General features: G+C 41.4%; 22 protein-coding genes and 1 pseudogene. 15 read left to right on the plus strand and 8 right to left on the minus strand.

Going from position 1 to position 26,724, the window contains the following annotated elements:
- Window positions 1-95: 95 nt before the first annotated feature.
- Window positions 96-1,388 carry a hypothetical protein gene (locus tag FNW02_RS00085; protein WP_191755575.1) on the minus strand — a complete coding sequence of 431 codons (1,293 nt, stop codon included), beginning with the start codon at window positions 1,386-1,388 and terminating at the stop codon, window positions 96-98.
- A 427-nt stretch (window positions 1,389-1,815) separates the two neighbouring features.
- On the opposite strand from FNW02_RS00085, the gene FNW02_RS00090 reads away from it, so the two are divergent.
- Window positions 1,816-2,997, plus strand: coding sequence for an urease accessory protein UreH domain-containing protein (locus tag FNW02_RS00090; protein WP_191755576.1), 1,182 nt, complete (start codon window positions 1,816-1,818; stop codon window positions 2,995-2,997).
- Window positions 2,998-3,040: 43 nt separating this feature from the next.
- On the plus strand, window positions 3,041-3,712 hold the full coding sequence (locus FNW02_RS00095) for a hypothetical protein (protein ID WP_225225314.1): 672 nt from the start codon (window positions 3,041-3,043) through the stop codon (window positions 3,710-3,712).
- A gap of 173 nt (window positions 3,713-3,885) precedes the next feature.
- Here FNW02_RS00095 and FNW02_RS00100 read toward each other — a convergent pair whose 3' ends face one another.
- Both FNW02_RS00100 and galE read right to left on the minus strand, forming a co-directional pair.
- Window positions 3,886-4,119: a type II toxin-antitoxin system Phd/YefM family antitoxin gene (locus FNW02_RS00100; RefSeq protein ID WP_191755577.1), complete on the minus strand. Its 234-nt coding sequence runs from the start codon at window positions 4,117-4,119 to the stop codon at window positions 3,886-3,888.
- A gap of 179 nt (window positions 4,120-4,298) precedes the next feature.
- On the minus strand, window positions 4,299-5,297 hold the full coding sequence (gene galE, locus FNW02_RS00105) for a UDP-glucose 4-epimerase GalE (protein WP_191755578.1): 999 nt from the start codon (window positions 5,295-5,297) through the stop codon (window positions 4,299-4,301).
- 249 nt (window positions 5,298-5,546) lie between these two features.
- On the opposite strand from galE, the gene fraI reads away from it, so the two are divergent.
- The 3 genes from fraI to FNW02_RS00120 all read left to right on the plus strand — a co-directional run bounded on the left by fraI (window position 5,547) and on the right by FNW02_RS00120 (window position 8,831).
- The gene (gene fraI, locus FNW02_RS00110; protein WP_191755579.1) at window positions 5,547-6,200 is read left to right on the plus strand and encodes a septal nanopore formation protein FraI; all 654 of its coding nucleotides are present in this window, start codon (window positions 5,547-5,549) and stop codon (window positions 6,198-6,200) included.
- A gap of 167 nt (window positions 6,201-6,367) precedes the next feature.
- A complete protein-coding gene (locus FNW02_RS00115; RefSeq protein WP_191755580.1) occupies window positions 6,368-8,122 on the plus strand; it encodes an ABC transporter ATP-binding protein in 1,755 nt (584 codons plus the stop codon).
- Window positions 8,123-8,177: 55 nt separating this feature from the next.
- Window positions 8,178-8,831: a HupE/UreJ family protein gene (locus FNW02_RS00120; protein ID WP_191755581.1), complete on the plus strand. Its 654-nt coding sequence runs from the start codon at window positions 8,178-8,180 to the stop codon at window positions 8,829-8,831.
- A gap of 108 nt (window positions 8,832-8,939) precedes the next feature.
- Here FNW02_RS00120 and FNW02_RS00125 read toward each other — a convergent pair whose 3' ends face one another.
- Window positions 8,940-9,617, minus strand: a complete 678-nt coding sequence (locus FNW02_RS00125; RefSeq protein ID WP_191755582.1) for a sugar transferase — start codon at window positions 9,615-9,617, stop codon at window positions 8,940-8,942.
- Between the two features lie 1,026 nt (window positions 9,618-10,643).
- On the opposite strand from FNW02_RS00125, the gene FNW02_RS00130 reads away from it, so the two are divergent.
- Entirely contained in the window at window positions 10,644-10,943 is a 300-nt protein-coding gene (locus FNW02_RS00130; protein WP_191755583.1) for a hypothetical protein, read from the plus strand.
- Window positions 10,944-10,988: 45 nt separating this feature from the next.
- Here FNW02_RS00130 and surE read toward each other — a convergent pair whose 3' ends face one another.
- Entirely contained in the window at window positions 10,989-11,666 is a 678-nt protein-coding gene (surE, locus tag FNW02_RS00135; RefSeq protein WP_191755584.1) for a 5'/3'-nucleotidase SurE, read from the minus strand.
- 417 nt (window positions 11,667-12,083) lie between these two features.
- Between surE and psb32 the strand changes: the two genes are divergently transcribed.
- The gene (gene psb32 / locus FNW02_RS00140) at window positions 12,084-12,845 is read left to right on the plus strand and encodes a photosystem II repair protein Psb32 (protein ID WP_191755585.1); all 762 of its coding nucleotides are present in this window, start codon (window positions 12,084-12,086) and stop codon (window positions 12,843-12,845) included.
- A gap of 43 nt (window positions 12,846-12,888) precedes the next feature.
- Here the strand turns inward: psb32 and FNW02_RS00145 are convergent, their stop codons facing one another.
- Window positions 12,889-13,272 (minus strand): DUF4346 domain-containing protein, encoded by a 384-nt coding sequence (locus FNW02_RS00145; RefSeq protein ID WP_191755586.1) that lies wholly within the window; start codon window positions 13,270-13,272, stop codon window positions 12,889-12,891.
- A 389-nt stretch (window positions 13,273-13,661) separates the two neighbouring features.
- Between FNW02_RS00145 and FNW02_RS00150 the strand changes: the two genes are divergently transcribed.
- The 3 genes from FNW02_RS00150 to FNW02_RS00160 are packed head-to-tail and all read left to right on the plus strand — an operon-like array spanning window position 13,662 to window position 15,405.
- Window positions 13,662-14,261 carry a hypothetical protein gene (locus tag FNW02_RS00150; protein WP_191755587.1) on the plus strand — a complete coding sequence of 200 codons (600 nt, stop codon included), beginning with the start codon at window positions 13,662-13,664 and terminating at the stop codon, window positions 14,259-14,261.
- Window positions 14,262-14,275: 14 nt separating this feature from the next.
- A complete protein-coding gene (locus FNW02_RS00155; protein ID WP_191755588.1) occupies window positions 14,276-14,908 on the plus strand; it encodes a hypothetical protein in 633 nt (210 codons plus the stop codon).
- Between the two features lie 26 nt (window positions 14,909-14,934).
- On the plus strand, window positions 14,935-15,405 hold the full coding sequence (locus FNW02_RS00160; RefSeq protein ID WP_191755589.1) for a tetratricopeptide repeat protein: 471 nt from the start codon (window positions 14,935-14,937) through the stop codon (window positions 15,403-15,405).
- 149 nt (window positions 15,406-15,554) lie between these two features.
- Here FNW02_RS00160 and FNW02_RS00165 read toward each other — a convergent pair.
- Window positions 15,555-15,814: pseudogene (locus FNW02_RS00165) on the minus strand (peptidogalycan biosysnthesis protein); the annotation flags it as partial.
- 604 nt (window positions 15,815-16,418) lie between these two features.
- Here FNW02_RS00165 and crtA point away from each other — a divergent pair.
- Complete coding sequence (gene crtA / locus FNW02_RS00170; RefSeq protein ID WP_191755590.1) at window positions 16,419-17,285, plus strand: cyanoexosortase A; 867 nt, start codon at window positions 16,419-16,421, stop codon at window positions 17,283-17,285.
- A 399-nt stretch (window positions 17,286-17,684) separates the two neighbouring features.
- A complete protein-coding gene (gene hpsJ-A, locus FNW02_RS00180; RefSeq protein WP_191755592.1) occupies window positions 17,685-18,407 on the plus strand; it encodes an HpsJ-like protein, cyanoexosortase A-associated in 723 nt (240 codons plus the stop codon).
- A gap of 197 nt (window positions 18,408-18,604) precedes the next feature.
- On the opposite strand, the gene rpe is transcribed toward hpsJ-A, so the two are convergent.
- A complete protein-coding gene (gene rpe, locus FNW02_RS00185) occupies window positions 18,605-19,312 on the minus strand; it encodes a ribulose-phosphate 3-epimerase (RefSeq protein WP_191755593.1) in 708 nt (235 codons plus the stop codon).
- A gap of 202 nt (window positions 19,313-19,514) precedes the next feature.
- On the opposite strand from rpe, the gene FNW02_RS00190 reads away from it, so the two are divergent.
- The 3 genes from FNW02_RS00190 to FNW02_RS00200 all read left to right on the plus strand — a co-directional run bounded on the left by FNW02_RS00190 (window position 19,515) and on the right by FNW02_RS00200 (window position 26,721).
- Window positions 19,515-21,110 (plus strand): S8 family serine peptidase, encoded by a 1,596-nt coding sequence (locus FNW02_RS00190; protein WP_191756018.1) that lies wholly within the window; start codon window positions 19,515-19,517, stop codon window positions 21,108-21,110.
- A gap of 647 nt (window positions 21,111-21,757) precedes the next feature.
- On the plus strand, window positions 21,758-23,110 hold the full coding sequence (locus tag FNW02_RS00195) for an efflux RND transporter periplasmic adaptor subunit (protein WP_191755594.1): 1,353 nt from the start codon (window positions 21,758-21,760) through the stop codon (window positions 23,108-23,110).
- A gap of 419 nt (window positions 23,111-23,529) precedes the next feature.
- A complete protein-coding gene (locus FNW02_RS00200) occupies window positions 23,530-26,721 on the plus strand; it encodes an efflux RND transporter permease subunit (protein WP_191755595.1) in 3,192 nt (1,063 codons plus the stop codon).
- The last annotated feature ends 3 nt before the right edge of the window (window positions 26,722-26,724 follow it).

Here is a 26,724-nt window from a genome sequence, read left to right on the forward strand (position 1 = left end):
CTAGTTCGTTTCCGTTAGCATTAAAACTTTGGGTTTTATTAGAATTTTTTATAGAAATTTTATAGTGAAAAAAAAGATATTACCTCATACTTTTTCTAATTATATTCAACTGTTGCTAATAGTTCTGATATATTTTGATTGGCAAGCCAAATTAAAAAACCTCTATCTACCACATTCAATCGTCTATTTGTCTGATCATAATCAATAATTATTGGCTTAATACCTTTCTTAACTTGAAGTGAAGATGTCGATTGTAAAGCTTGAGTTAAATTCCCAGGATTAAGGTTTTTTCCTTGTGGATGACACGATTGAAGTATTTCACGTATTCGTGCATAAGTAAGTCCCTGCTGTAACTCCTTTAATCCTACTGTAAGAATGGGGTAAAGAATCCATTTATACATCTCAAGTCGTGTATCTTGAAATCCTTCAGAAAATTGATGTATAAAAGAAATATATCGCCCATTTTGCTGATTGACAACAGATTTGATTATATTATGCACAAGCAAGCTACCACCAATGATACGCAATTTGCTTTGGGTTTCTTTTACTTGTTCTTGATGACACGCTTGAGAACAAACTTCTTGGACTATATAAACACTCTCATATGATTCTTTTATAACAGTAGTTTTAAAATGTTCGGTAAAATTAATATTTAATAATTTAGCTCCCTCATCAATGACTTGCATCAATTCTTTATAAGTCCATTTATCGGCATCTACAGCAATTACACGTCCAGTCAAATCGCCATTATGTACAATTAGCCTATTTTCTTCTAACCAAACACCTATAATAATAAAACAAAACTCAGATGCTTCATGAAATGCTTTCAATACAACTGCAAAATCTCTTTGAATGTCTATATCAAGATAATGAAAATCTTCTAAAACAATATACTTTTGAAATTTAATCGCATTCAAGCAAGCAATAATATCATTTACATCGTCTGGATCAATATCAAAATTTTCTAATAAAGTCTCAGTAGTTTTTTGATGTTCTGTGTCTGCTGAAATTGTTCCTTTACTTCCAGCTAGTCCGAAGAAATTCACTACTCCTTCAAAAGAAGCTGCAACCTTTTGCTTCCCAGAAGCAGTTTGTTTAATAGATTGAGTAGTTTGGTAACCTGCTGCCTTAAGAATAGCAAGATGTATATCTGTTAACTTCCACTGATTAAGACACTGAATATTAATATATTCGTTAGGTTTAAGGCAACTCTTTTTTAAAGATGTTTTTCCCTGCTTTGAGCTACCATATATAACAATGTGTCTACTTTTGTCTAAATTTTCAATAAGCTTTTGATCAACGTCTTGCCTCTTTATATAGTTTAAAGGAAGGTCACGACGTATACCATAAACATCATTTGTTTTATATATTCTATTGTTAAAAAACATATCTTTTATACTCGTAGTTCGTTGACAATTATCTAGTTAAAAGAGGTTTGTGAATACTATTAAGATACTAATTGAAAGAATGGACAGACATTTTTAAGTAGAGCCTACTTTATATATTAAAATCATACTCTAATTAAAGTATAGCAATATACAGTGTGTAGTGTTATACCTCAAGTTATTAGTTTAGGATTTACGTACGTGTAGGGAGTTTTATGGGTGTTTGCACTTAGGCTTTCTTACTTTTTTCTTTCTTAAAGTAAACATCAAGTTTGACGCTTTGTCTTTTGACAGAGAGCACAACTTCACTTACAGTGCCGCACTAGGGGAGTACTGAGCAAATAATGAAGAGAAAACAATTTCTTCTTAATTCTTCAAAATCTCTATTCTTACACTCAGGACTCATGACTTAAAAATCAGAACTTTTTTTATGCTAGATTTGTCGCTGATCACAATCCTGGGGTTCCTGGGCAGTTTCGGACATTGCTTTGGGATGTGTGGCCCCTTAACAGTGGCGTTTTCTCTTTCTCAACAGCAGAAAACACCCAATTGGCGACAGCAATTAAAATTTCACACCCTGCTAAACCTGGGGCGGATGTTGAGCTATGCTCTAGTCGGTGCTGGCATTGGCGCACTGGGTTCGGTATTAGTGGAGGGTGGACAGCTAGCGGGTGTTGGCAGCGATTTACGCCGTTGGATGGCAATTATCACTGGTGTGATGCTGATTTGGTTTGGGTTAGGACAAGTCAAGCCTGAGTTATTACCACGTATTCCCGTGTTACATCCCTTGTTGCAGGGCAGTTTACACAATCGTCTGAGTGCGGGAATGGTAAAGCTTTCCTCAAAAACAAGATGGTGGACGCCAGCGCTTTTAGGGATGACTTGGGGTTTGATGCCCTGTGGTTTTCTGTATGCTGCCCAAATTAAAGCTGCTGAAACTGGTAATTTGTGGATGGGTACGGCAATTATGCTGGCTTTTAGCTTGGGAACCTTACCCACTATGCTCGGTGTAGGCGTCTCTACATCATTAGTAAATAAAGACAGACGTAGTCAATTATTTCGGTTAGGCGGCTGGGTTACTATCATCATTGGGGCAATTACTTTGCTGCGGACTGGTGACACAATGGTAGACTACACCGGGCACGCTGCATTGATTTGCTTGATTATGGCGCTAATTGCTCGTCCTATTAGTAAGTTGTGGGCATCGCCCCTGCGCTACCGCCGTGCTTTGGGAGTGGGAGCTTTTGTGCTTTCTGTGGTTCACACCGCCCACATGCTGGAACACTCATTGCAATGGAATTTTGCCGCCTTCTTTTTCTTGCCGCCAGAGTTTCAGTGGGGCATGGCTGCGGGTGCTGTAGCATTGATATTAATGACCCCCGCTGCTTTCACAAGTGTGGACTCCTTGCAGAAATCTTTGGGCAAGCGTTGGCGACAGATTCATCTATTGGGTGTGCCAGCTTTGCTCTTGAGTGCCATTCATGCTGTACTAATTGGTTCCCATTACTTGGGTTCCTTACAATTAAATTGGGGGAATAAATTAGCGGCAGTGCTGATGGGAATTGTCACCCTAGGTGTGTTGCTAGTGCGTAGGGCAAAGCCCTTGCCGTAGGCATTGCGCTTGTTTTGGTCAAAATTAACTCTAGAAAAGTTTTATGTCCCCCCAAAATTCCGATAAACCACACTTTTCCAACTCGACTAGGGAACATCTAACGAGCCAGAAGCAAAGGCATAACCAAGGAACCATCAAGTATTTATTATTGCTAAATTGTTTAGTTATACCAGTAATTAATGTTTACCCCGCCTCTGCCCATAGTGTGAAAATAGCAGGAGATGTCGGCGGCACTCTCCACATTGAACCAAACGATAATCCCCGCGCTGGAGAACCCACACAAGCCTGGTTCGCGCTTACTCGCAAAGGCGGAAGGGTGATTCCCCTAGCACAGTGTAATTGCCGACTAGCTGTTTATGCCCAACCCTATGCACCAGGAGAGCCGCCACTACTGGAACCATCCTTAAACCCTGTTGCGGCTGAGCGGTATCAAGGCATACCAGGTGCAGAAATTGTTTTCCCAAAGCCAGGGATTTATCAGCTGCAACTGAATGGTAAACCAACCTCTGGGGCAACTTTCAAACCGTTTAATTTGAAATTTGAAGTTACCGTAGCAGCTGGAACTTCTAATAATCCACAAGATTTGCAAGATGTCAATAGCGGTGTAGCACAGGGTGAGTCTAGATTACCGCTTTTGGCGATCGCTCTCCCAATTTTGGGATTCGTCGGCATCTTATTTGTCGTACTGCAAAATATGAGAGGGCGAAGAGAGTAAGTTACAACAATCTGGGAAATTCACTGTCTGAACATCGGTGTTAGACCAGCAAAATCGTGTCGTGGGTGTTGCGGAATGTGTGATTACCAGGGACTACCAAAGCGTTTGCACATGAGGATAGCTCAGAATCTTCGCATCGCAAGTTACTAAAGGAATTCTACATCGCCTTGCGATCACACCAAGGTTTCCCAAAGTTCCGGCATCGGTTCGTCAAAATCTTTTGCAATTACAATTGGCATTCTCCGCAATGGGTAGTAATGATTAGAAGTTCGTTTTGCTTGCCAAGGCACAATACGAGCAACTGGAATGCCATCACGAGTCACCACAACTTCAGTTTGAGTCGCTACCACCTCATCAAGTAGCGCTGTGAAGGTACTGTCTGTATCTTGAATGTTGAGATACTTCATACCGCAGATTTTATGCGATCGCTTTTACGCTCTAATTCTAAGGGATTCTTTGTGCAACTAACTTCTGACATTTTCATGTCTACCCTTTCAGCCTGACTTCCTTGGGATCTGCTTAATAATGTATGAGTGAAGGGGGCACAATTCCCCCGACACTTGTACTTATTTACTTTTGACTTCTTTTACTGATGTCGCTTTTGATGCCACTGCCATGCATGAGCAACAATATCTTTGATCGATGGATACTGAGGTTGCCAGCCTAAGATAGTTCTGGCTTTCTCGCTAGAACCGATGAGAATTGGTGGATCGCCAGGACGGCGATCGCGTTCTTCTACTGGTATCGAAACTCCTATAACTTGCTCAGCAGATGCAATTACTTCTCTAACAGAAAAACCGCTGCCATTGCCTAAATTAAAAATTTCACTATCGCCACCTTTTAATAGATATTCCAATCCCAAAACGTGAGCGTCTGCCAAGTCGCTCACATGAATATAATCACGAATACAAGTACCATCAGGCGTGGGGTAATCAGTGCCGAAAATCGAGATGGATTCTCGCTTACCTAAAGCTGTCATCAGTACCAAAGGAATTAAATGGGTTTCTGGGTTATGATCCTCGCCCAGCAAGCCATTAGGATCAGCACCAGCAGCATTAAAATAGCGGAAACGCACCGATTTGAAACCATAAGCAATATCAAAATCAGAAAGAATCCGCTCCACCATTAGCTTAGTAGCGCCATAGGGATTGATCGGATTTTGGGGATGATTTTCTGGAATTGGTACGAATTCCGGTACACCATAGGTGGCGCAAGTGGAAGAAAAGACAAATTTATTCACAGAAGCAGCTAGCATTGCTTCTAACAGGGTCAGAGTACCCAGGACATTGTTACGGTAGTATTTGGCAGGGTCAGTTACCGATTCTCCTACGTAGGCATAGGCAGAAAAGTGCATTACAGCGGTAATATCATGGGTTTTAAATAAGTGATCCAGCAGTGGGCGATCGCCTGTATCGCCGACTACTAATTCTACCTGTAAAACCTTTTCTACTAAGTCACGATGCCCGTACACCAAATTATCAAGTATGACAACGTCATAACCTGCTTGCTTGAGAGCAAGCACTGTATGGGAACCAATATATCCAGCTCCCCCTGTCACTAGAATAGTAGGCTTTCCAGACGACATAGTTTTTCCTTTGAAATTGATAATACCCACTTAGGTTAATTCACTGGTGCCACATTACTCATGTGGAAAATTCCAAATAATGGACGCAGTATCAAAAAATTGCACTAAAATCACTACGACGGTAGTCTTTGGGTGTGAGGTTAGAGGTATTTTAAGTCAGGTAATGGTGCGATTACAGTTTGACGATAAAATAAATCCACTTCCCGAACCCTCTAGGCTGACTGCACCAGAAAATTCGAGAGTGAATCTATGTTTTTACTGCTAAGCCGAGTACTGCTGTGGCTGCTTATTGGCACTATCGTATACTCTCTGTTCCAGAGATTCTATCCTTCAGGAACTTTTGTAGGACGATTAGTCTTAGTTATTCTGTTGATAATCGTAGCTCTGTCGTTTATTAACCCTAATGAACCAGCCGTGGCATCGTTGTGGAGGATGATATCTTTTCCGCTCAAGCCTTTAGGAGCCTCTGTTTTGCTGATGATTTTTGCTGCTCAGAGGATTAAAGGAGGAGGGATAGATAAACCAGGAGGATACTTACTGGGTTGGGCACTAACGATTTTACTGTTGGCAAGTACACCAGCCGTTGCCTACTTTTTGTATAGAGCACCTCTAGTAACAATAGGAGGTGATACTTACGCAATTGCTACACCTACATCTGGGACACTAGTGGCATTAGGACAACAAACCACCACAGCAAATGTTTCAGATGTTTTAGGAGATAGCATCGTTTCTAATAATTTGAGAGTCCCCCCTTATTTGTTACAAGGAAATCCTCAAGATATTCGGACACGTGGTTTACGGATTGAAGACTTTGTACCCAGTGCGGAAACTTTACTATTTACAACCAGAACTTGGGAAAGTTATCTCACCGAGGTTTACAGATTTTTGCGTGTTCAGCGGTAATCAACTTACAGAAGTAACTATGAGGGTCAAAAGTCAGAAGATTATTTCTCCTGTCTTTCGGCTTCTGACTCCCGAACTGAGAACGTATTGCCCGTAATCAAGAGCCGCTATCAAGCACAGACTTATCAGCAGTTAGTCTAGGATGATCAAGTTGCATAATTGCTTTAATGGCAAAAAAATCTCGACGAATCGCTAAACTCGGTGCTTACCTGCGTCCCCATTGGCGGGAGGCTACTTTAGGTATTCTTGCTCTATTGTCTGTCAATGGGCTGGGCGTTTATATACCCTTGTTGATTCGCTCAGCAGTTGACCAACTCTCGGAAACCTTCAGATGGAATCAAGTACTACATTATGTAGTACCAATTATTTTGCTTAGTTCAGCCATGTGGTTAATGCGTATGGCTTCGCGCATTTGGCTGTTTGGGGTGGGGCGTCAGGTAGAATTTGACTTGAAACAACGGATTTTTCAGCACTTACTCAAACTAGAGCCGTCTTATTTTGCCAGCAACACCGCCGGTGATTTAATCAGTAGGGCTACCAGTGATGTGGATAATATCCGGCGATTATTGGGTTTTGCTGTACTGAGTTTAGCAAATACGGTATTTGCTTATACGCTGACTCTGCCAGTGATGTTGTCGATTAGTGTAGATCTGACATTAGCATCACTGGCAGTTTATCCCTTAATGTTCTTATTGGTGCATCTGTTTAGCAATCGCTTACGTAAACAACAAGCAACAGTACAAGAGCAACTTTCTGATATCAGTGAACTCATTCAAGAGGATATCAGTGGCATGGCTCTGATTAAAATCTATGCCCAAGAAGAAAATGAGCGTCGAGCTTTTGCTAAGAAGAATCAGCAATTGTTGACAGCTAACTTGGAACTGGCAAAAAGCCGAAATATACTGTTTCCAATGATAAATGGGCTAGCTAATGTCAGCTCACTAATTATCATTTGGTTAGGCGCAACGCGGATGTCTTCTGGGGCACTTGCTGTTGGAGACTTTTTGGCACTGCTGATTTATGTAGAGCGTTTAGTTTTTCCCACTGCACTTTTAGGATTCACAATTACTACTTATCAAAGAGGTGAAGTTAGTATTGACCGTCTTGAGTCTATTCTCAGTGTCACACCAAAAATTCAAGATGCAAGTGATGCTGTCAATCTACCACTGGCTGAAATTAAAGGGAAACTGACAGCTAAAAATCTCAGCTACACTTACCCTGGTGCTACTACCCCGGCTTTAGAAAATGTCAACTTTACCATTGTTCCAGGGGAAACAGTGGCAATTGTCGGGGCAATTGGTTCTGGAAAATCAACTTTAGCGAATGCTTTGCCGCGCTTGTTGGATATTGAGGCGGGGCAGTTGTTTTTGGATGATTTCGATATTACAAAGATAGCATTGACAGATTTACGAAGTGCGATCGCCTATGTTCCTCAAGATAGCTTTCTATTTAGCACTACAATCAAAAATAATATCCGCTATGGCGACCCAGTGAGTGAAGCCGAAAATGTAGAAGCCGTTGCTAAACTTGCCCAAATTGATACAGAAATTATTAATTTTCCGCAGCAATACGAAACTATCGTTGGTGAACGTGGTATTACTCTTTCTGGCGGTCAGCGACAACGTACTGCTTTGGCTAGGGCAATGCTAGTCAACGCTCCAGTGTTAATTTTGGATGATGCTCTCTCCAGCGTAGATAATCAAACAGCAACACAAATCCTAAACAATCTTTCTAATGGTACAGAGCGGAAAACAGTACTTTTTATCACTCATCAATTATCTGCGGCGGCGGCTGCTGATCGAATTTTTGTGATGGAAAAAGGAAAAATTGTTCAGATAGGTAATCACTTAGAACTAGTGCAACAACAAGGTCTTTACAGAACTTTGTGGAGCCAGCATCAAGTCGAGGAATTGCTGCGTTAGTTTTTTGAAGATTTGGGTAGTATAAATTACCGAAAAAACTAATTTGGCATAAATAATGTTTAAAGTTGCATTATCCAAATCTCTTGATGCTAGAGATTTCACTGAATCTAAGTTAGAGCGTCGTCATATTGGAGCGATCGCAGCTCTTGTTTTAATTAGCTTACTGAGTTCGTTAAGTGGAACGCCTGATGATCATACCATCTCTAATTGCTGGGAAGGCTTTATTTGGGGAATGGCAGATCCAGTAATTAGCTTGGATTGTTTGGCTGGTATGGTTACTATTGGTTTACTTTCGGCTGGGGTTGTTCGTAGCGGTGTGATAGCTGCATATTTTGGATTAGCTACCCTTTTTGGCATCGGAATCCATTTACTACAGCTAAATTTACCAAGCGTAGAAATTATCATCGCAATTTTTGCGATCGCTTCTGGCACTATGCTGGTAATGCCGCAATATAACTTCCTGATTCTTGCCTTACTAAGCGTAATTACTGGTTTGTTTCAAGGTTACACTCATGCTGAATCAATTATTGGCGCAGAAGTTATGCCACTGCTTGCTTATTTACTAGGTATTGGTTTAACTCAGTTTGCGGTTGTTATAAGTGCTAGAAAAATTGGTATTACCCTAGGAATTTTTTCTCAGAAAATTCGCATTGCTGGCTTTGCTTTCTGTGCGATTGGTATCGCGTTTCTAAGCAATTCAATAATTTAAATCAAATATGTTTGGTCAATTGGTCGAGTTTTTTAGATTTTAGTTATAGCTAATGGGTAATTGCTTTTGGAAAAAGGTTTAAACAATTACCCATTCAAAATCCTTTGATTAGAAAGCTCCAATTCGTCGAAATAACACGTAGAAAGTTTTCGCAATCAACAACAAGTCATACATTGGATGCCAATTTTCTTGATATCGCAAGTCTAAATCAACTATTTGTTCAAAATCTTTGACTTGAGAACGACCACTAACTTGCCATTCACCTGTTAAACCAGGCTTGACATTTAAACGTTTCCAGTGACGCTGGGTGTATTTCATTACCTCATCACCAGTAGGTGGACGCGTCCCGACCAAACTCATTTCGCCTACCAGAACATTCCAAAACTGAGGTAGTTCGTCCAAACTTGTGCTTCGCAAAAAGCGCCCTACCTTTGTTATACGGAAATCATTCTTGTTTTTAAAGATAAGTCCGTTAGCTTCGTTACTCACTAAAGATTTTAATTGCTCCGCATCACTAACCATTGAGCGGAATTTCCGAATCCGAAAGGTGTTACCTTTGAGTCCGTAGCGTTCTTGAGTGAAGAAAATTGAACCAGGGCTATCGATTTTAATTGCGATCGCGATCGGCACAAACAAAATCGCTAAAATCAATAGTCCTACGAAACTCCCCATAATGTCCAAACAACGCTTAAATTTAGACTGTACCGAGGGGTGAGTGGCATATTGTAATTCCCATATTTGAGAATTCGCATTTGGAAAAATGCTTGTTAGTGGTGTTTGGTACATTGCCAATTCAAATATATATATGAGCAACAAAAGTATAATTACTTAGCCTTATTCTGACTATAGACTTAGCGTTATTGAAAATGATTCATCTTTACCGTATATTTACTTAATCTTCATCAAGGTTCTGGGGATCATGACTTTATATAAATTTACGATAAACCCAATGAAGTATATCTTAGGAGAGATGACTACTTGTTTTAAGTGTAAATAATCAAATCTTAGTGTTAAATTTAGCTGTTAAGTAAGTAAATAAAGTTAAAAGTTAAATTAGTTTCAAGTTGTATTCAGTTTTTTTAGTAAAAGGACAGTCAAAATATCTTTAATCTCGTCAGAAAGCCTACGGCTAAAGCAGTAAGCTTGAAAAAGTTCATCTGACCAAATTTAAGTCTTAACTTACTACGTTTAAAGCAAGATAAGACCTACTGAGAAATACATAGCTAGTTTCTCCCTCTAGAACCGAACTATTCAACATCTGTATAAGAGTTAAGGAGGTGTAGCTTAGATAATTACCGACCTTAATATTAGCGTTAGTAAGGCACAAGCATCAGCTAACATTATCCGAAAAGAGGGATATGTCCAAAATATTTGTAATTGACACCGAAAAAAGACAGCAAATTGTTCCTACCAGTTACCAGATTCTACAACAGAAACCGCCTAAGAGAGTTCTCGAATATCCTTTTTACTTAACAACAAGTAATATTTTTGAACATAACTTTGTATAAATATCTAATAAAAATCCAAGTACTAAGCAAGACAAATCTTCCGAAGATAGATTTTATTACTAAAAGTATGAGATAGCCTGTCTTGCAACATACAACTAATAGATGCAAGTTAGCTTAAGGCAACTAAATTTTAAGTTCGTGGCACAACAATGACTCTATAATTAAGCAAAAGACACCAAATAACAAAATGACGCGTAATATTGCAATAGTAATGACTATTTGGTGTTTGTAATAGTATTAAGTTATGCCAAATTCTATTAGTAATTTTACTATGATGATCTCTTAAAATTAGGGTGGTAAAGAAATGATTTCAGCGAGGATTGAAGTAAAAATTAGTCGATTGGAATCTATTGTTGAGCAAATTGGAGAAGCAGTACTTTCGACAACTGAGACAATTGAACATCTCGCAGAAAGGTTGGAGACTCTCAGTGTGCAAGTTGAAGCACAGGGAAAGCAGGTTCAGCAACAGGGCTATCAAATTTTCGCCTTATGTGATGCTGTACAAACCCTTGCTGAATCTCAGGATAGTTCACTGCAAAAACTCAATCAACTAACAAAAACTTTAAATCAACTTACGTTATTAATTCAAGGAGCAGATGACTAATAGTTATCAGTTATCAAGCTAAAAAATGGTTACTATTAACTGATGTTAAACTCTTAACTGAGTTACAGCGATGTTACCAGAAAAACATACATCTACATCGCTGCCAGGAGTGCGATCGCGTTTACCATATTCCCCAACATAATAAAAGTTTTCGCCATCAACACGATAGTTGACTGGCAAAGGTTTAGTGCAAGGTTTACAAAATACCACTTCAGGAGAAGGTTCTCCCGGTTGCAGATGTGGTAAATTCACATTCCAATAGCTTCCAGGTTCTAGGGGACGCTTGAGTAAGTCGGCTAAAACCTCAGCGGTTAACTTTGCAGCCATATCCCAATCAAAATTCAGCTTGGCTTTGCGATAGTGAGAAATGGCTATTCCCGGAATACCATGCATTGCGGCTTCCCGCACAGCAGCAACAGTTCCAGAAATATAAGCATCCACTCCTAAGTTCCCCCCAGCGTTAATACCTGACAAAACAAATTTGACATCTTTGCTAATTTGTGTTATCGCAATTCTGACACAATCAGCGGGAGTGCCGGCGATCGCATACTCAGTATCAGAACGTCGTTGAAGGTTGATGGGGCGAGTTGTGGTAACTTGATGCCCACAGCCGGATTGATGATCTTGAGGAGCCGCAATAATCGCATTGCCGTTAACAGCTCTGACTAGGGCTTGAATACCAGGAGCATCGATACCATCGTCGTTAGTTAAGATTAGGGTCATATATTTATACTGATTTAGATTTAGCCTAGACAATTTATTCAACAAGCAGAAAAATCTAGTTAATGCGCCTCAATCAGTATGGCAGGGAGATATATTCGCAGATATAAAAAAATGTAAGCAATTGCGCCAAAAATTTTCCTAATTATGATAGAGTTGCCGGATGGTTTGCAAATTCCGCCCTAAATATTTGGGTTAATTCCCAAAAGGGGCGGTATTTCTTGTCAGTACTTGTATAACTGGCGTTGGTAGTTAACGCTTACAGTTACAATCAAGACAGATTTGTGCAATCAAAATTATCGAAAAAGATCTATTCGCTAGCTGTATTAGAAATTTCTGAGTTGAGAAAAACGTGAATCAGGTGATTTTTACAGTGGTTGTGTAGTATTTTTGGTGCAAGTCTGTCTTAGAGTTCATACGATGAAACAGCTCCTCAAGCAAGTATTTAGCAGTAAAAAACACCATTATTGGCTAGTTCTACCCTTTGTGACAATGATTCTAGCGGCTTCGCTGTTTGCCACACCCGCTTTTGCCACAGGTGTGTATCAAATGCCCAACCTCGCAGCAGGCGATGCCTCCGGCAAGGGCAAAGCCCTACGCACCTGGATTGTAGATCAAGGTGAAATTGTCAGCCGTCTGAATGAAGGTAAAATTGGCAGTGCCTTCGAGAATTTAGCAAAGCAAACTGGCAATGAAGTTAGAGTCGTCACTATTCGCCGCCTAGACTATGGGGAAACACCAGAAAGCTTTGCCAAAGCATTATTTGAAAAATGGTTTCCCACAAAAGAAGCTCAAGCCAATCAAACCTTATTGGTGCTGGATACAGTGACCAATGGTACCGCCATTATTACTGGGGATAAAGTCAAGTCATTACTGACAGATTCTATTGCCGAGAGTGTAGCTACTGAAACAGTGAGTGCGCCATTACGGGACGGTAACAAATACAATCAGGCATTTTTAGATGCTAGCGATCGCTTAGTCGCCGTCCTTTCTGGCAATCCTGATCCAGGGCCACCCAAAATAGCTGACAAGGTTCAGGTAGAAGGCACTTTTAAAAAAGCAGGAGAAACCGACCGAGGTAACGCCACTGCTTGGGTGGTAGGACTGTTGATTGCTGCCACTGTTATCCCAATGGCAACTTACTATATCTACCAGATAAATCAGCCATCATCTGATGGGTAATCAGAAAGAATAAAGGATGAAATTTTATACTTCATCCTTCTTTCTAATCTTGAATATACTCTTGCCCTGTTACCAAAGCCACCTCAGCTCGGACAAATTCTCTACCCAAATAAGCTGCATGATCTAACTGAGTTACTGGACAGGGCTGAGTTTCTTCAAAAACCTTCACGCAAAGTTCTTTCGCCGTCCTCCCACTAAAAACTGTTGTGTGAGTTCGTTCAACCTTTCCCCGCGCAGGAATCACCTTCCCTGTGTTTGGATCGACAGCTAAACCACGCTCATCAATCACATTTGTGAAATGCTTGGCATAAATTAATTGTGCTTCTTTATCCAAGTAGATAATGAAATATCCACCAGGGTCAAGGTCAATATGACGCCCAGAAAGTTTATTATCAATTGCCGCTAAATCTTCAACCATCAAATCCATAAGCATTCTAAAAAGCAAATTTCTTTCTTGAGATTTTTACACTCTATATCAAGTGTAATTCCTATCTTCCATAGCCTTGTTTATATCTTTGAATATCTCTTTAAGCGTTATTACTTAAATTAAATTAAAATTTAGCTATAAAATATACTTTTATTTTAGATAAATACAACGATATTAGAGCGTAAAATTACTGAAGCAATAGTTATAAAAAAAACTATACACTCACCTATGAATGAAATTTAAAAGCCTTATTAAAGGCTTACTCACTTTAATTTCTAATCATGAATTACATACGAAAAATAGCGCTATTCATCGGGGTAGGAGCTACAGTTGTTATGACTCCGTTTGCTGTTCAAGCTCAAACCTGCGCTGATTCCAGCTAAACACCATTGACTAAAAGCAGACTCGATCAAATTGCCACTAACCAAGGCATTTCATTATTTGAAGTAGGAGTGAGATTTGAACGTTTTGCACTAGCTACAATTAGACCAGGTAATCCAATTGCTTCAAATGGAAGAAAGTTTGAATCACGATTAAGGTATAACAAGGTACGCATACTTAATGTACAACCAGATGGGGTAGTTCCACTTCCAGTTGTTACGACATTTGCTCCGTTTTTTAGAGAATTCGCAGACGCTATCTTTTACGAGGCAAAAGCAGTGAAGGGCACTTTATTGCCTCCAAGCTATCAAGATTCTCAAATTCTTGGTTTCCTAGATGTTCTTGGTAAAAATCCTGCACGCGCTGCTGGTGAAAATCCAGCAATTGTTTTCATGACTACATCTGATGTGCGTAAAATTAGTAGAAAAACAATCACTGAAGCTACTAGCAGAGATATAGGAGTTTGGCATTCCATAGCCTGCGAAGTGGCTCCACTATCTGGTAATCTTCAGCTTGGCCAAACAGCATTAATAAATCCAGGTGTTTATTTAAGGAATTTCAGATTCCCAAGAGGTTATGGTGGCCCAGGAACCCCTGGAAAAATTTAGAAGAATCTTAAACGATGTTGATATATTTTGTCAGAGACGAAGGTATCTCTTTAAAACAGCATAGAGGAGTAGAAACAATTGATGCAAATATTCTGTTTCTCCTTGTTCGATCATCTGTTGAACCAGTCGCCCAAGCCTTTAGCGCCTTAAAGCAGATGAATGTCTGGGTACACAATGCCTATGACCGCGAAATTGACATTCAGAATGAAAGCATCTTTGTTTTTCAGTTGCGGGGACATTCCTGGAGCTTAATTTATAAACCTCACATTTTTTCGAGACGACTTTATTTGACAGAAGAAGATGCTTGCAGTATTTCAGAATTACTAAATACTTCGGCTATTTTCTACGCGGGTAGCGATACTTGTGGCACACTTGAATACCATCTTTATAGTAATGGTGTTTCCCAAGAAAAACTGTCATTTGAAGAGGGAATAAAAAAGGAATTTCAGTCTCAACTTCGCCAAGTTGAAGCCAGGAATATTAAAAGTGCATACGCATTTACAATGAACTTTATCCGCGAGCAGGATGCTTATATCCCCTGTCTAATTGAGGCGGAAGGTTTAAGTCCAGGTCAACGCACAACTTTACGCATTGAGGATTTGATGCCTAATGAGGTGGAACGGATGGATTACCTAGCACAACAATAAACTATTAAGATTAGGAGTAATATTCAATGAAATTAGGAAAAAAGGGACTGTCTCTTATATTTAGCTTATGTTCTGTAATTATCATCTGCCCCGCAATTCTTGACTCTGTAGCGAAAGCTCAAGAACAGCCAGCTTGTCCATCAGGGCAAGTCAGCGATTCAAATGGTTTGTGTAGTCCAAGTAGTCAAGGAGAAGAGTCAGGAGCTATGGCGAGTGCTAAAGAATTTTTCCAAAAGGGGCGCGAGTTTGATATAGAGGGTCAGCATCAAGGGGCAATTATTGAGTATACGCAAGCAATAGAGCTTGATCCTAACTACGTTGAGGCTTATTTTTACCGGGGTAATGCTCTAGCTTTAGAAGGACAACCACAAAAAGGAATTGAGGATTTACAGAAAGCTGCGGCTATCTTAGAATATCGAGGACAACCAGAATGGGCAGCAGCAATGCGACAGCACGAAGAAATTATTCAAGATGGCATTAAAGAGGGTGAATTTTAACGAATGATGGCAGAAATAGCGATCTCGCTAGCTGTTCCAATTTCACAATTTTACAAAAAGCAAGATAGCATCTTTAATAAAAGCAAAGTTGTTTGCCGAGTAAATCTTAATTATTCGGCAAATTTTGCTACGAAAGTAGTTCCTTTTCCTCAACCATTTTTCTCACTAAACGGCATCTCCGCATTAATCGCCTCAATCTCCTGCTGTTCGAGTCGATTCACTTCACGAATGTAAGGGCGTAAAATTTGCTCTAGACGAGTATTGTAAAAGCGTTACTGTGATTTAGCGTAGGGAAACCGCGCCGTTTTTTGTGGCATCCATTTGCAGCTGGGTCAGAGAGTTGGATACTGTTTGCGATCGCCCACTCAATCAGTGCATAATAACAAGCATTAAAATGCAAGCAATCTATAATTCTTGAAAACTAGCCTAATAGCTATACTTACAGTTTTAAATTTAATTTAAATATTTTTATACAAGTACCTAAGTAATCTCAAGTTTGAAACCCTCATTATATCTAGCTTTTAGCAAGCTATCAAATATTAATTATATTTATATTTTAAAGATTTGATTAAACTTAGTAAAAATTATTGATCATATTTACTGAAGATGTAAGAATAATTACTGATTTGTCTATAAAAATTGCGCCAAACAGCGATAAAATCTCGAAGTCGAAAAGCAACAAAACAATTGATAGGACGACGTTAAAAGTTAGAGGTTTGCCCAGTAGATAAATTTAAGCATTAGATAAAAGGACTCCTTATTACTCACGCTACTTGTTGAGAAATCATTTTTATGCTTGCTCGGCATTAAATTTTTTGCTCTTTGATTGGTTTTTATCCTTGATCAAAACTTATTCATTTTTATCACTGCCTTTCTGAAGGGGACAGGCTGACTAACTACCTGTGTTAGTTGCTTTGATTGATGATTTTTACGGTAATGTACTAGTGTTAATTATTTAGCTAGTCTACCAGAAACCTTGGTCTTATTGTATGAGTTAGTTAAACTATATTTACATGAAAACCACCACTTTGACTCCAGTTAAAACACTAAGTAATAGCCAGTTTTGGCTAGTAGGAATAGGCGCAGGCTTAATCGCGATTATCCTGACTCTAACTCAAAGAACTGGAGATTTTTCTCATCTAGGAATGAGTGTACTGTTTTACTTTGCTGTAGCCTCTCTACTAGGGGAAAAACGCCACAATTTAAATTTAGAAAGTGGATTGTTTTCCAGCTTGTTAGGTATATTGTTGATTGCTGGTGTGCTTTGGCAAAGTGCCTCTTTGACTAGTAGCAGCAAGTTACTTCCGATTTTTACTCATATCGCACCGTTTGTTTCTGCTATTGGTCTTGCCTTACTTGCTTCTGGACTGAAGGGATTAAAGCAATATTGGCAAGAAATAACTATCTTATTTTTTCTCGGAGTTCCAAAGATAGTACTAACATCCTTGACTGATATTTCGCCTATAACTGCAAAGTTTTCTGCTTTCTTACTCTGGTATTCAGGCTTTGAAGTATCTCTTCAACAAGAAATTTTTATCAGAGTACCACCAGGAAGTATCAAGGTTTATTCTGGTTGTTCTGGGGTAGAATTGATGAGCCATTTGTTAGGACTAGCTGTAATTGCTTTGCTGATGTTTCCCCTAGAACGCAAAAAGAAAATCCTTGTGCCAATAGTGGCCATCACCATAGCATTTGTTGTCAACGGGATACGCGTTGCTCTCCTAGCTGTTGTCGTGACACAACAGCAAGCATTTGACTACTGGCATGAAGGTGATGGTTCACGATTATTTGGGATGATTGCAGTGCTCATACTAGGGTTATTCTACTATTTACTACTCCGGCAAGGGGAAGGCAAAAATCAGGGTAATCTGGAGTCTTAAAGGCGATGGCTCAATGGAAACAATTACGGATTTTACTTTTAGCTTTAACTCTTGGTAGTGTACTATTGGTTTTCATAAAGGTATTTCTAACGAAAGCTCCAAACAAACCAAAACCAGAAGAATCTAGAGTTAAGGCTAATATTATTTCGCTTTTTAAAGACTACCAAACTCCAGTTGATAGCATACCCATACACTTTTGGTCAACTCTCTTCTTTGAAAGCAAGTATTAGGCAATTGCCAATGAAAGGGAGGTCGTATGCGTAACACTTTTGTTGTGAATTTGTATAATTGCAACTTGTGATAAAACGTCTATTTTTATTGGACTGAATATAGGCAATCCTGATTTTGGAAGTCTTGAAGTCATGCCAATCACAATCTTTTTTCTATTTTGCTAAAAACATGACTAAATCAAATAGTGAAAAATTCATTCCTTTAGTACAAGAATTACAAGAGTTTGCATTTAGCCAAATAGCCTCAATCACTATTTTGCGAATACTAGGCTACGGGTTATTACTCTTAGCATTTTTTGACATCGTTGAGATGTTTGTTCCGCCAAACTTTATGAATCCTGCTTGGGAATTTCAAACTTTTGGGGCGTTAGTTGAACGAGTCCCTGTTCCTTTAATTGGTTTGGTGTTCGTGTTTTATGGAGAGCTACATTCACGAGCTAAATGGGAATTCTTGATTGTAAAGCTTTTATCTTGGTTAACATTGTTGTTGGCAGTATTTTTTTTCTTACTAATTCCTTTGGGAATTGGTAACACAGTCCGTCTTAGCAATCAAAGTGCTGCTCAAATCACCAACGTATCTAAGCAACAAATATCTCAAGCCGAACAAGTAGAAAAACGATTAAGTACAGCCACACCTCAACAGATAGATAGTTTTCTGAAGAGTCAAGGTCGCTCTTTAGATGGCAAAACTCCTGAAGAAGTAAAAAGCCAAATTTTGTCAGAAGTTGCGAAAGCTAAGACACAAATCCGAAATCAAGCCCAATCTACTCAGTCTTCTCAAAGGCTAAACTTGCTCAAGAGTTCTGTGAAATGGAACCTCGGAGCTTTGGTTTCTGGGGCTTTGTTTTTTAGTATTTGGAAGGCAACTAAATGGGCAAGAACAAGTAGGTAGCAGAGAAAGTCAATAAGACTCGGTTAAGCATTTTCGACTCGGAATTTAGTTTGGGGAAAAGGTTAATGGGTAAGGGTTAAATTTTTTTCTTACGTTTTTTCTTTAACTGACAAATATTCCATAGTAAAAAAGTAGGGTGGGCAAACAAATTGCCCACCCTACTTTTATTTATTCTGTTTGTTTAATCTAAATAAGGATTAAACTGTTGCTAGTTCTGGACTAGGACGCTTGCTGTTGCGAATAGCTGTAATTGCCTCGCCATAATCTTTAGCATTAAACACAGCTGAACCAGCAACAACTGCATTGGCTCCTGCTTCCAAAACTTGCCAGGTATTATTTGCCTTGAGTCCGCCATCTACTTCAATCCAGGGGTCAAGACCGCGTTCATCGCACATCTGACGCAACTGACGAATTTTGGGTAACACAGATGGGATAAAGCTTTGACCGCCAAAGCCTGGGTTGACGCTCATAATCAACACTAAATCGCACAGTTCCAAAACGTATTCAATGAGCTCTAGAGGAGTACCAGGGTTAAGTACAACGCCTGCTTTCTTACCAAGCTCTTTGATTTGCCCTAGGGTACGGTGCAGGTGAGGCGAAGCGTTATGCTCGCAATGTACGGAGATAATATCAGCGCCAGCCTTAGCAAAGCCTTCAACATACTTTTCTGGTTCCACAATCATCAAGTGGACATCCAGCGGCTTGGTCGTAACTGGACGAATTGCCTCCACAACCAGAGGGCCTATCGTAATATTAGGTACAAAACGACCGTCCATTACATCAACATGAATCCAATCTGCTCCGGCTGCGTCTATAGCGCGGACTTCGTCCCCCAGACGACTAAAATCGGCTGATAGGATAGATGGAGCAATCACAATGGGCTTTTTAGATAGGTTTTGGGTCATGGCTGGTGGGTTTTCAAGCGTCCTCGTCTGTAAGCATTGTAACAACATATTGAGCAAGTGCTCATAGCTTTGATCCCGCCTTTTTTGTGCAGAGGGGCAGAGGGGCAGGGGGGCAGGGGGAGCAAGGGGAGCAGGGGGAGATAAAGAATAACTCTTGAGCCTTGACTCTTAACAAATGACAAATGACAAATGACAAATGACTATGACTAAAAAACTAACCTGGATAATTTGGGGATTAAGTGCTTCCTGTGTGAGTGTGCCGGTACTGGCTTCAGCTTTGAAATCTCCTCTGGGAACCAATGGGATTGATGCTTTGAAGTTACACCAACTTCCTTATAATTTAATCGGTCGCAAGATTGCTATTGGTCAGGTAGAAATTGGGCGTCCGGGAATGTTTGGCTGGGATAAAGCAGTGTCTAAAAATCGCGCTATATCTTTAGCTGCGGTGTTCTCACGCAATGGGCCAGCTAAGTCAAATAGTGGTGTTGATCCCCATGCCTACAATGTCGCTGGTGTGATGGTAAGCCAAGATAAAGCCTTGCCAGGGGTTGCACCAGGCGCAAGATTGTATTCATCTGCCGTGGGTTCGACTAAAAACATGGGTCAACCAGAAGAGTGCTTGTCGGCGCAGCATATAGCACTACAAAATAGCGGCGATGTCCGGGCCATTAATTTTAGCTTTGGTGAACCCTTAAATCGTGACCCAAGACCGGAGGCTAGTTTAGATGGCAAAGCTTTACTAACGTTATGTGTTGATTGGTCTAGTCGCGTTCATGATGTCTTGTATGCGATCGCTGGCAACCAGGGTAAAGGTGGTATTCCTATCCCTACAGATAATTTTAACGGAATGAACGTGGCTTTTTCATCCCGCAGAGGAGGGATTTTTAATAAAGTAGACGTTGCAAATTTGGCGGGTACTAACCAAGGAGTAAGCGGTCGTTTAGCCGGGAAAGAGTTTAATCTTGATGGGCGTCGTGCTGTAAGTTTAGTTGCACCTGGCAATAACATTTCTTTGCTCAATCCAGATGGTAAATTGAACAAAGTAACGGGTACGAGTTTTGCAGCGCCTCAAGTTACGGCTACTGTTGCCTTATTACAAGAACTGAGTGATAGACAAATCCGTGCCAAACAACCCAACTGGAGCATAGATGCTCGGCGTCATCAAGTTATGAAAGCTGTATTGCTGAATTCAGCAGACAAGATTCAAGATATCGGCGATGGCTTACGGCTGGGAATGACTCGGACACTAATTGATAAACAAAATCAAGACTGGTTAGATTCTGATGCTTACAAAGATCCCAAAATTCCTTTGAATGCCCAAATGGGAGCGGGTCATTTGAATGTATTCCGCGCTTATCAGCAGCTTAGCGGTGGTCAATGGCAACCATCAACTGCGGTTCCCCCCATAGGTTGGAATTATCGCACAGTCGATGTTGGGGCGTCTGCTGACTATGTGTTAGCTAAACCTTTAAAGCAGGGGAGTTTTATTGCTATTAGCTTGAGTTGGGATCGTTTGGTCGAACTGAATGATCGTAACAAAAACCAGCAGTTTGATGTGGGAGAGAATTTTCGCGATCGGGGTTTGAATAATCTCGACCTCTATTTAGTAAAAGCTGATGCTAAAAATACTGATGCTGGTGTTGTTTGCTCATCAATTAGCCAAATCGATAGCGTGGAACATATTTTTTGTCCCGTTCCTGCAACTGGCAATTATAAAATCCGCGTCCATTTTCGCCAAAAGCTTAACGAAGCGACTCAACCTTATGCTTTAGCTTGGTGGAGCGTACCTGTTAATTAAGCAAAAGTTGATGGGAAACTCATGGAGCATTGGGCATGGGGTACAAGGAAGACAGGACTTACGCACGAGTAACGGAACGAACTACAGAGGACACAGCGAGAAGTCTGAGCGGAGGAAACCTCCGCTCAGAACTTCTCAAGACAGAGGGCACGGAGTAATAAAAGTTTCAGAGAGTTTTTGCGTAAGTCCTAGAAGAGTTACCAATGCTCAAAAAGTGTAGCAAATTGAGTTAAGCTCATCCCACCCCTAACAGTTCGGCTTCGCTCACCGTTGGCTCTGAGCGTAGTCGAAGGGCTAAAAGGGGATGAGATTTCACGTTAACTGTTAACTGTTGACTGTTGACTGTTAACTGTTGACTGTCAACGGTCTAAAAAGGTGTCTTTCATCACCTACCGAAAAGGAATGGGTTTTCCCAAAGAATTTTGTCATACTCATGGATGAGTTTTTGAACTTCAGTACTGATACCAAAAGTCTAATTACGGGTGACATTTCTTTGTCATAACTATCCAATAAACTACAAGAAAGGTAACGTTATTTTAAATTTAGTTACGTAATTGACCGTTGATGGTTGACAATTGACGGCTTACTTGTTCGCTGTCAACCATTAACGATTAATCCTTAACCTTCAGTAGCCACCGTCAACTACTATGGATACTTCTGAAGATCAAGCTTCAATCGTTGAAAGCCAGTCAGACAGTTCTGAACCTTCTGAGTTAGCATCAACTCGTTCTCGCAAACCCTGGTTCTGGAGATTACTGATCCTACTTCTGGCAACTGGTGGCATTATCCTTTGGCGAATGCTTGCTCCTGGTGGCACACCACGTCCCTCTGTCGCCCAACAACAGAAAGCACCAGCCCCAAAGGCGATTGAAACGATCGCCTTAGCAACTGGAAATGCTACAAGAAGAGTCCAGCTTTTGGGACAGGTGGAAGCCAGTCAGCAGTCAACACTCCGCGCTCAAACTAATGGAATTGTTGAGAAAATTTTGGTGCAATCAGGCGATCGCATCAAGACAGGGATGACAATCGCCGTTCTAGACGACACTGATCAGCAATTGGCGATCGCCCAAGCACGGGCACAACTGGCACAGCAGCGTAGCAATTTGGCTCGCCTAGAAGTCGGTACTCGTCCAGAAATTCTTGCTCAACGTCAAGCAACAGTCACATCTGCCAAGGCGCGAGAACTGGAAGCACAGGATAATCTGAAGCGCACCAGCGACCTTGTTAAAGAAGGCGCTCTGTCTCAAAGATTACTCGTGGAAGCTCAAACACAATTAGATAACATCCAGGGAGAAAGGTTAGAAGCTGAAGCTGAATTTGCTGAAGCTAAAGCTGGGCCGATTCGAGAAGAAATCGCCGCTCAAAGGGCAAACGTAGAAGCAGCCAAAGCCACTTTAGCCCAAGCAGAACTGGCACAACAACGCACTAAAATTGTTGCATCCCAAGCGGGGGTAGTGCAGACTCGGCATATCAGTAATGGCGATTTGGTACAAAGTTCTAGTCAAATTGTCACCTTAGTCGCAGGCGATCGCTTCGACATTTTCCTGGAGTTACCTGAAGAATTGAGCAGCCAAGTTACTCCCGCTATGACAATTGATCTCACAGCTCGCGCTCTCCCGCAATGGAAACAACGTGCCAATATCACCGCCGTAGTTCCCTCAGCCGATACTGCTTCCCGTCGCCAGCGTGTCCGCGTTCAAATTAATAATCCGCCCCCAGGATTGTTACCGGGAATGGCGATCATCGGCAATCTGAACATGCCTTCTAATAGATCTAGCTTTGTCGTATCGCGCGATGCATTAACCAGACGCCAAAACCAGTGGCTTGTTTTTGCGGTTGCTGATGGCAAAGCTAAACAAATTCCAGTAGAAATGGTTGCTGACATGGGTAAAGAGGTGGCAATTTACCATCCCACTTTACGCACTGGTCAACGCATTGTGCTGCGTGGAGGTGATGGGTTGCAAGATGGTGCGCCTGTGAAGATAGTTGATCGCACTTGAGTTTTGAGTAAAGTCTCGTTTCCAGGTTGTACATGGAAATGCCCATTTAACAGTAAACAGTAAACAGTAAACAGTTATCAAGGCGGATGGTAGGGGATTTAAACTCACCAGATAGCGCCTGCCACTAATTGGCTTTGGGTTATTAGTTTTTAGTTGGAAGTGAGCGCCCCCTTAGTGATTCCCCTTAAACCCAATCATCCTGACTAGTTTACTGTTTACTGTTTACTGTGTCGGAGACTGGTAACGAGATACAGACTTCTTGCAGAAGATGGGTTAAGAGGAAGGGTCAAAGGTAAATCCTTTTTCCATTTTTCTTTAACCCTTTCCTAATATTTTCTCAAAGAGACGTTGCATTGCAACGTCTCTACATGGTCTATCTGTCACATTCTTTTTTTAAATTGGTATAACCCACAATATTTATGAACTTTATCGAAACTGCTGTTCGTTGGCGACATGGCACTTTTGTTTTATTTTGCTTGCTAGCAATGTTTGGGGTGTTCTCACTTCTGAGGTTGCCTCTGGAATTGCAACCAGGAGGCGATCGCCCGGAAATTACTATTACGACTACCTATCCGGGAGCAGGCCCCACGGAGGTAGAAGACCTGATTACGCGCCCTATTGAAAAGCAAATGGAAGAGGTGCTAGGTGTCCAGGAAATCAGCAGTACCTCTCGTGCCGGACGTAGTTCCATTACTTTAGAATTTGCTCAAGATGCCAACGCCAAAGAGCGGATGGTAGATGTCTTGAACCGCTTGCAGCAAGTGCAAAGTTTACCGCCAGAAGCACAAGAGTCGAGTGTAGAACTGGTGGGTGGCAATAGTTCCCCAATGATGTGGATTCCGTTTGATACGAAGGAAGGATTTCAGCCGAATGCAGATCGCTATCGAGATTTAGCAGAAGAGGTAGTAATTCCGCGTTTGCGACGAGTTGAAGGAACTGGACAATTTCTGTTAGTGGGTGGACAAGAGCGGGAAGTGGAGGTAAAAGTCAACCCACAAGCATTATCTAATCGCAATCTCACAATTGGTGATGTCGTGCGGGTACTGCAAGAAAACAACCGCGATATCCGGGGTGGGCCATTAATTTTGGGACGGCGGGAATATCGAGTCCGCACGGTTAGCCGATCGCAGGATCTATCGCAAATTGAAGGTTTTGTACTACGGCGCGACGAATCTGGCACAGTTTACTTGCGGGATGTGGCACAAGTACAGATGGGACGCAAACCGCAAGATAGTGCGTTGATGTTCAACGGCAAATCTGCGGTAGCAGTGGGTGTGATTCGTCAAATCGGGGCGAATGTGCCAGAAGTTGCCAAAGGCATTCGGGCGGAAATTACCGCGCTGCAAGCTGAGTTTGATAGAGAAAACCAAGGTATTGTTTTTGTCTACAACTACGACGAGAGCCAATACATCAATCAATCTGTGGCGTTTGTCCAAGGCAACTTGTTCAGTGGAGCGCTACTAGCGACAATCGTCTTGATTTTGTTCCTCGGCTCCATGCGTACAGTAGCGGTGGTGGCAATTACAATTCCCACAACGCTGATTATGGTATTCATTGTCATGTCTGCATTTGGACGCACATTGAACATTATCAGCTTGGCAGGACTGGCGTTTGCGGTGGGTATGGTCGTGGATAACGCGATCGTGGTGATTGAGAATGTCTTTACCCACATGCAACAGGGTAAAAGCGCCTTACGGGCAGCCATTGACGGTACACAGGAAGTCTGGGGGGCGATGCTCGGTTCTACTTTGACTAATGTAGTGGTGTTTGTACCGCTGATTATGGTGACGGGTGAAGCCGGACAACTTTATGCTGATATGGCGATCGCTCTTTCTGCTTCTTCGCTATTCTCGCTATTTGCTGCACTTACCTTAGTACCGATGCTATCTGGATTGTTTCTCAAGCAATCAGAAGCGATGCAAATGATGGAGGGCGGTGAATACCGGGGTGGTAATTGGTTTGAGCGTTTAGTGGCAAAAAGTTCTGCGGTCTTTCGTCATTTCCAGGGTAAACTCGAAAACTTTCTAGCGTCTACCGTTAGTTGGTCACTGGGACGTAAGCGTGTTGGGCGTAGATTAGTAGTGCTAGCGATTCCCTTGGCTTTACTCGTGGTTAGTATTTTGCTGTTACCACCTGCGGATTATTTACCTGAAGGAAATCGCAACTTAGTTGTATTACGAGCGGAACCGTTGCCGGGAACTAGTATACCAGAAGCGATTCGGCAATCTGAACAGGTTCAGGAATTTTTGCGATCGCAACCAGAAGTTGAGCGGATCATGTACGTTGATCGTCCAGGAGCACTGCGCGGGATTGCGACTATCTTAAAGTCAGAATTTGCCACCACTACCGGACTTGCCCAGATGGTAGATCGGTTGCGTGCCCAAAGCAGTAACTTTGCTGGATACCGCTTTATTATACCTACGCGAATTTCCATCTTCCGCGATCCAGGTAAAGAATTTGAAGTGGATATTGTCGGCGCTGATTTAAATCAAATCAGCGACTTAGAGAAGCAAATCACAGCTAAATTGCGGGATCTTCCTGGAGTGCAGAATGTCCGCTCGAACTTTGTCATGGGAGCAGGCGAATTACAAGTAATTCCCAACCGGGAACGCATTGCTGAAGTCGGACTATCAGAAGCCGAAATTGGTTCAATGGTAGAAGCAGCATTAGGTGGTCGAGTTGCCTCCGATTATATTGATGGTAAAGAAGAATTAGATGTCTCAGTGGAACTGCAAAACACCGCAGTGGAAACTCCAGAACAACTGCGCCAATTGTCCCTGTATGCACAAGGACGACAGGTACAACTAGGTGATATTGCCGAAATTCGTGAAACCACAGGAGCAGATGCCATCAATCACGTCAATTTGGAGCGTTCGATTAGCCTCACCGTCTCTCTAGCACCCACCTCCCCACTGAGTACGCTGGTGGAACGTACTGAAGAGGAAATTTTGGCTCCTCTGCGTGCCAATTTACCAACAGGCTATCGTCTGGAACTAGCTGGTTCAGCAGATCAGTTAGCAACAACTGTTGCTCAATTAGCTGCTGCATTTGCATTTTCAATTTTAATAACTTACCTGTTATTGGTGGCGTTATATCGCTCATTTCTCTACCCAGTGGTGATTATGGCAACAGTGCCAATGGGTATGAGTGGCGCACTATTGAGTTTGGTAATTGCTAACCGAATTCCGGGAATGAATGTAGCGCTGGATATGATTACGGCGTTGGGATTTGTGATCCTTACAGGTGTAGTCGTCAACAACGCCATTCTGTTGGTTGATCGCGCTTTGCAACTTCAGCAAGCAGGTGAAGATTATGATGCATCGTTATATAATGCGACAAGCGATCGCCTACGTGCCATCTTCATGTCTGCCGGAACCAGTGTACTGGGGATGTTACCGCTAGCAGTTTTACCAGGTCAAGGTTCAGAGTTATATCAAGGATTAGGCATTGTCCTAACTGGTGGTTTGGCATTTTCGACAATTTTGACTCCCACTGTTGTCCCTGCACTGATGGGTTTATTACATGATATATCTGGACGGAAAACGCCGCGATCGCCAGCCCAAAATAATATAAATAATCAGATTCCGGCTAAGGCGATCGACAATAAGTAATTT

The sequence above is a fragment of the Komarekiella delphini-convector SJRDD-AB1 genome, from assembly GCF_014831675.1.
In the GTDB taxonomy this organism is placed as follows: Bacteria; Cyanobacteriota; Cyanobacteriia; order Cyanobacteriales; family Nostocaceae; genus Komarekiella.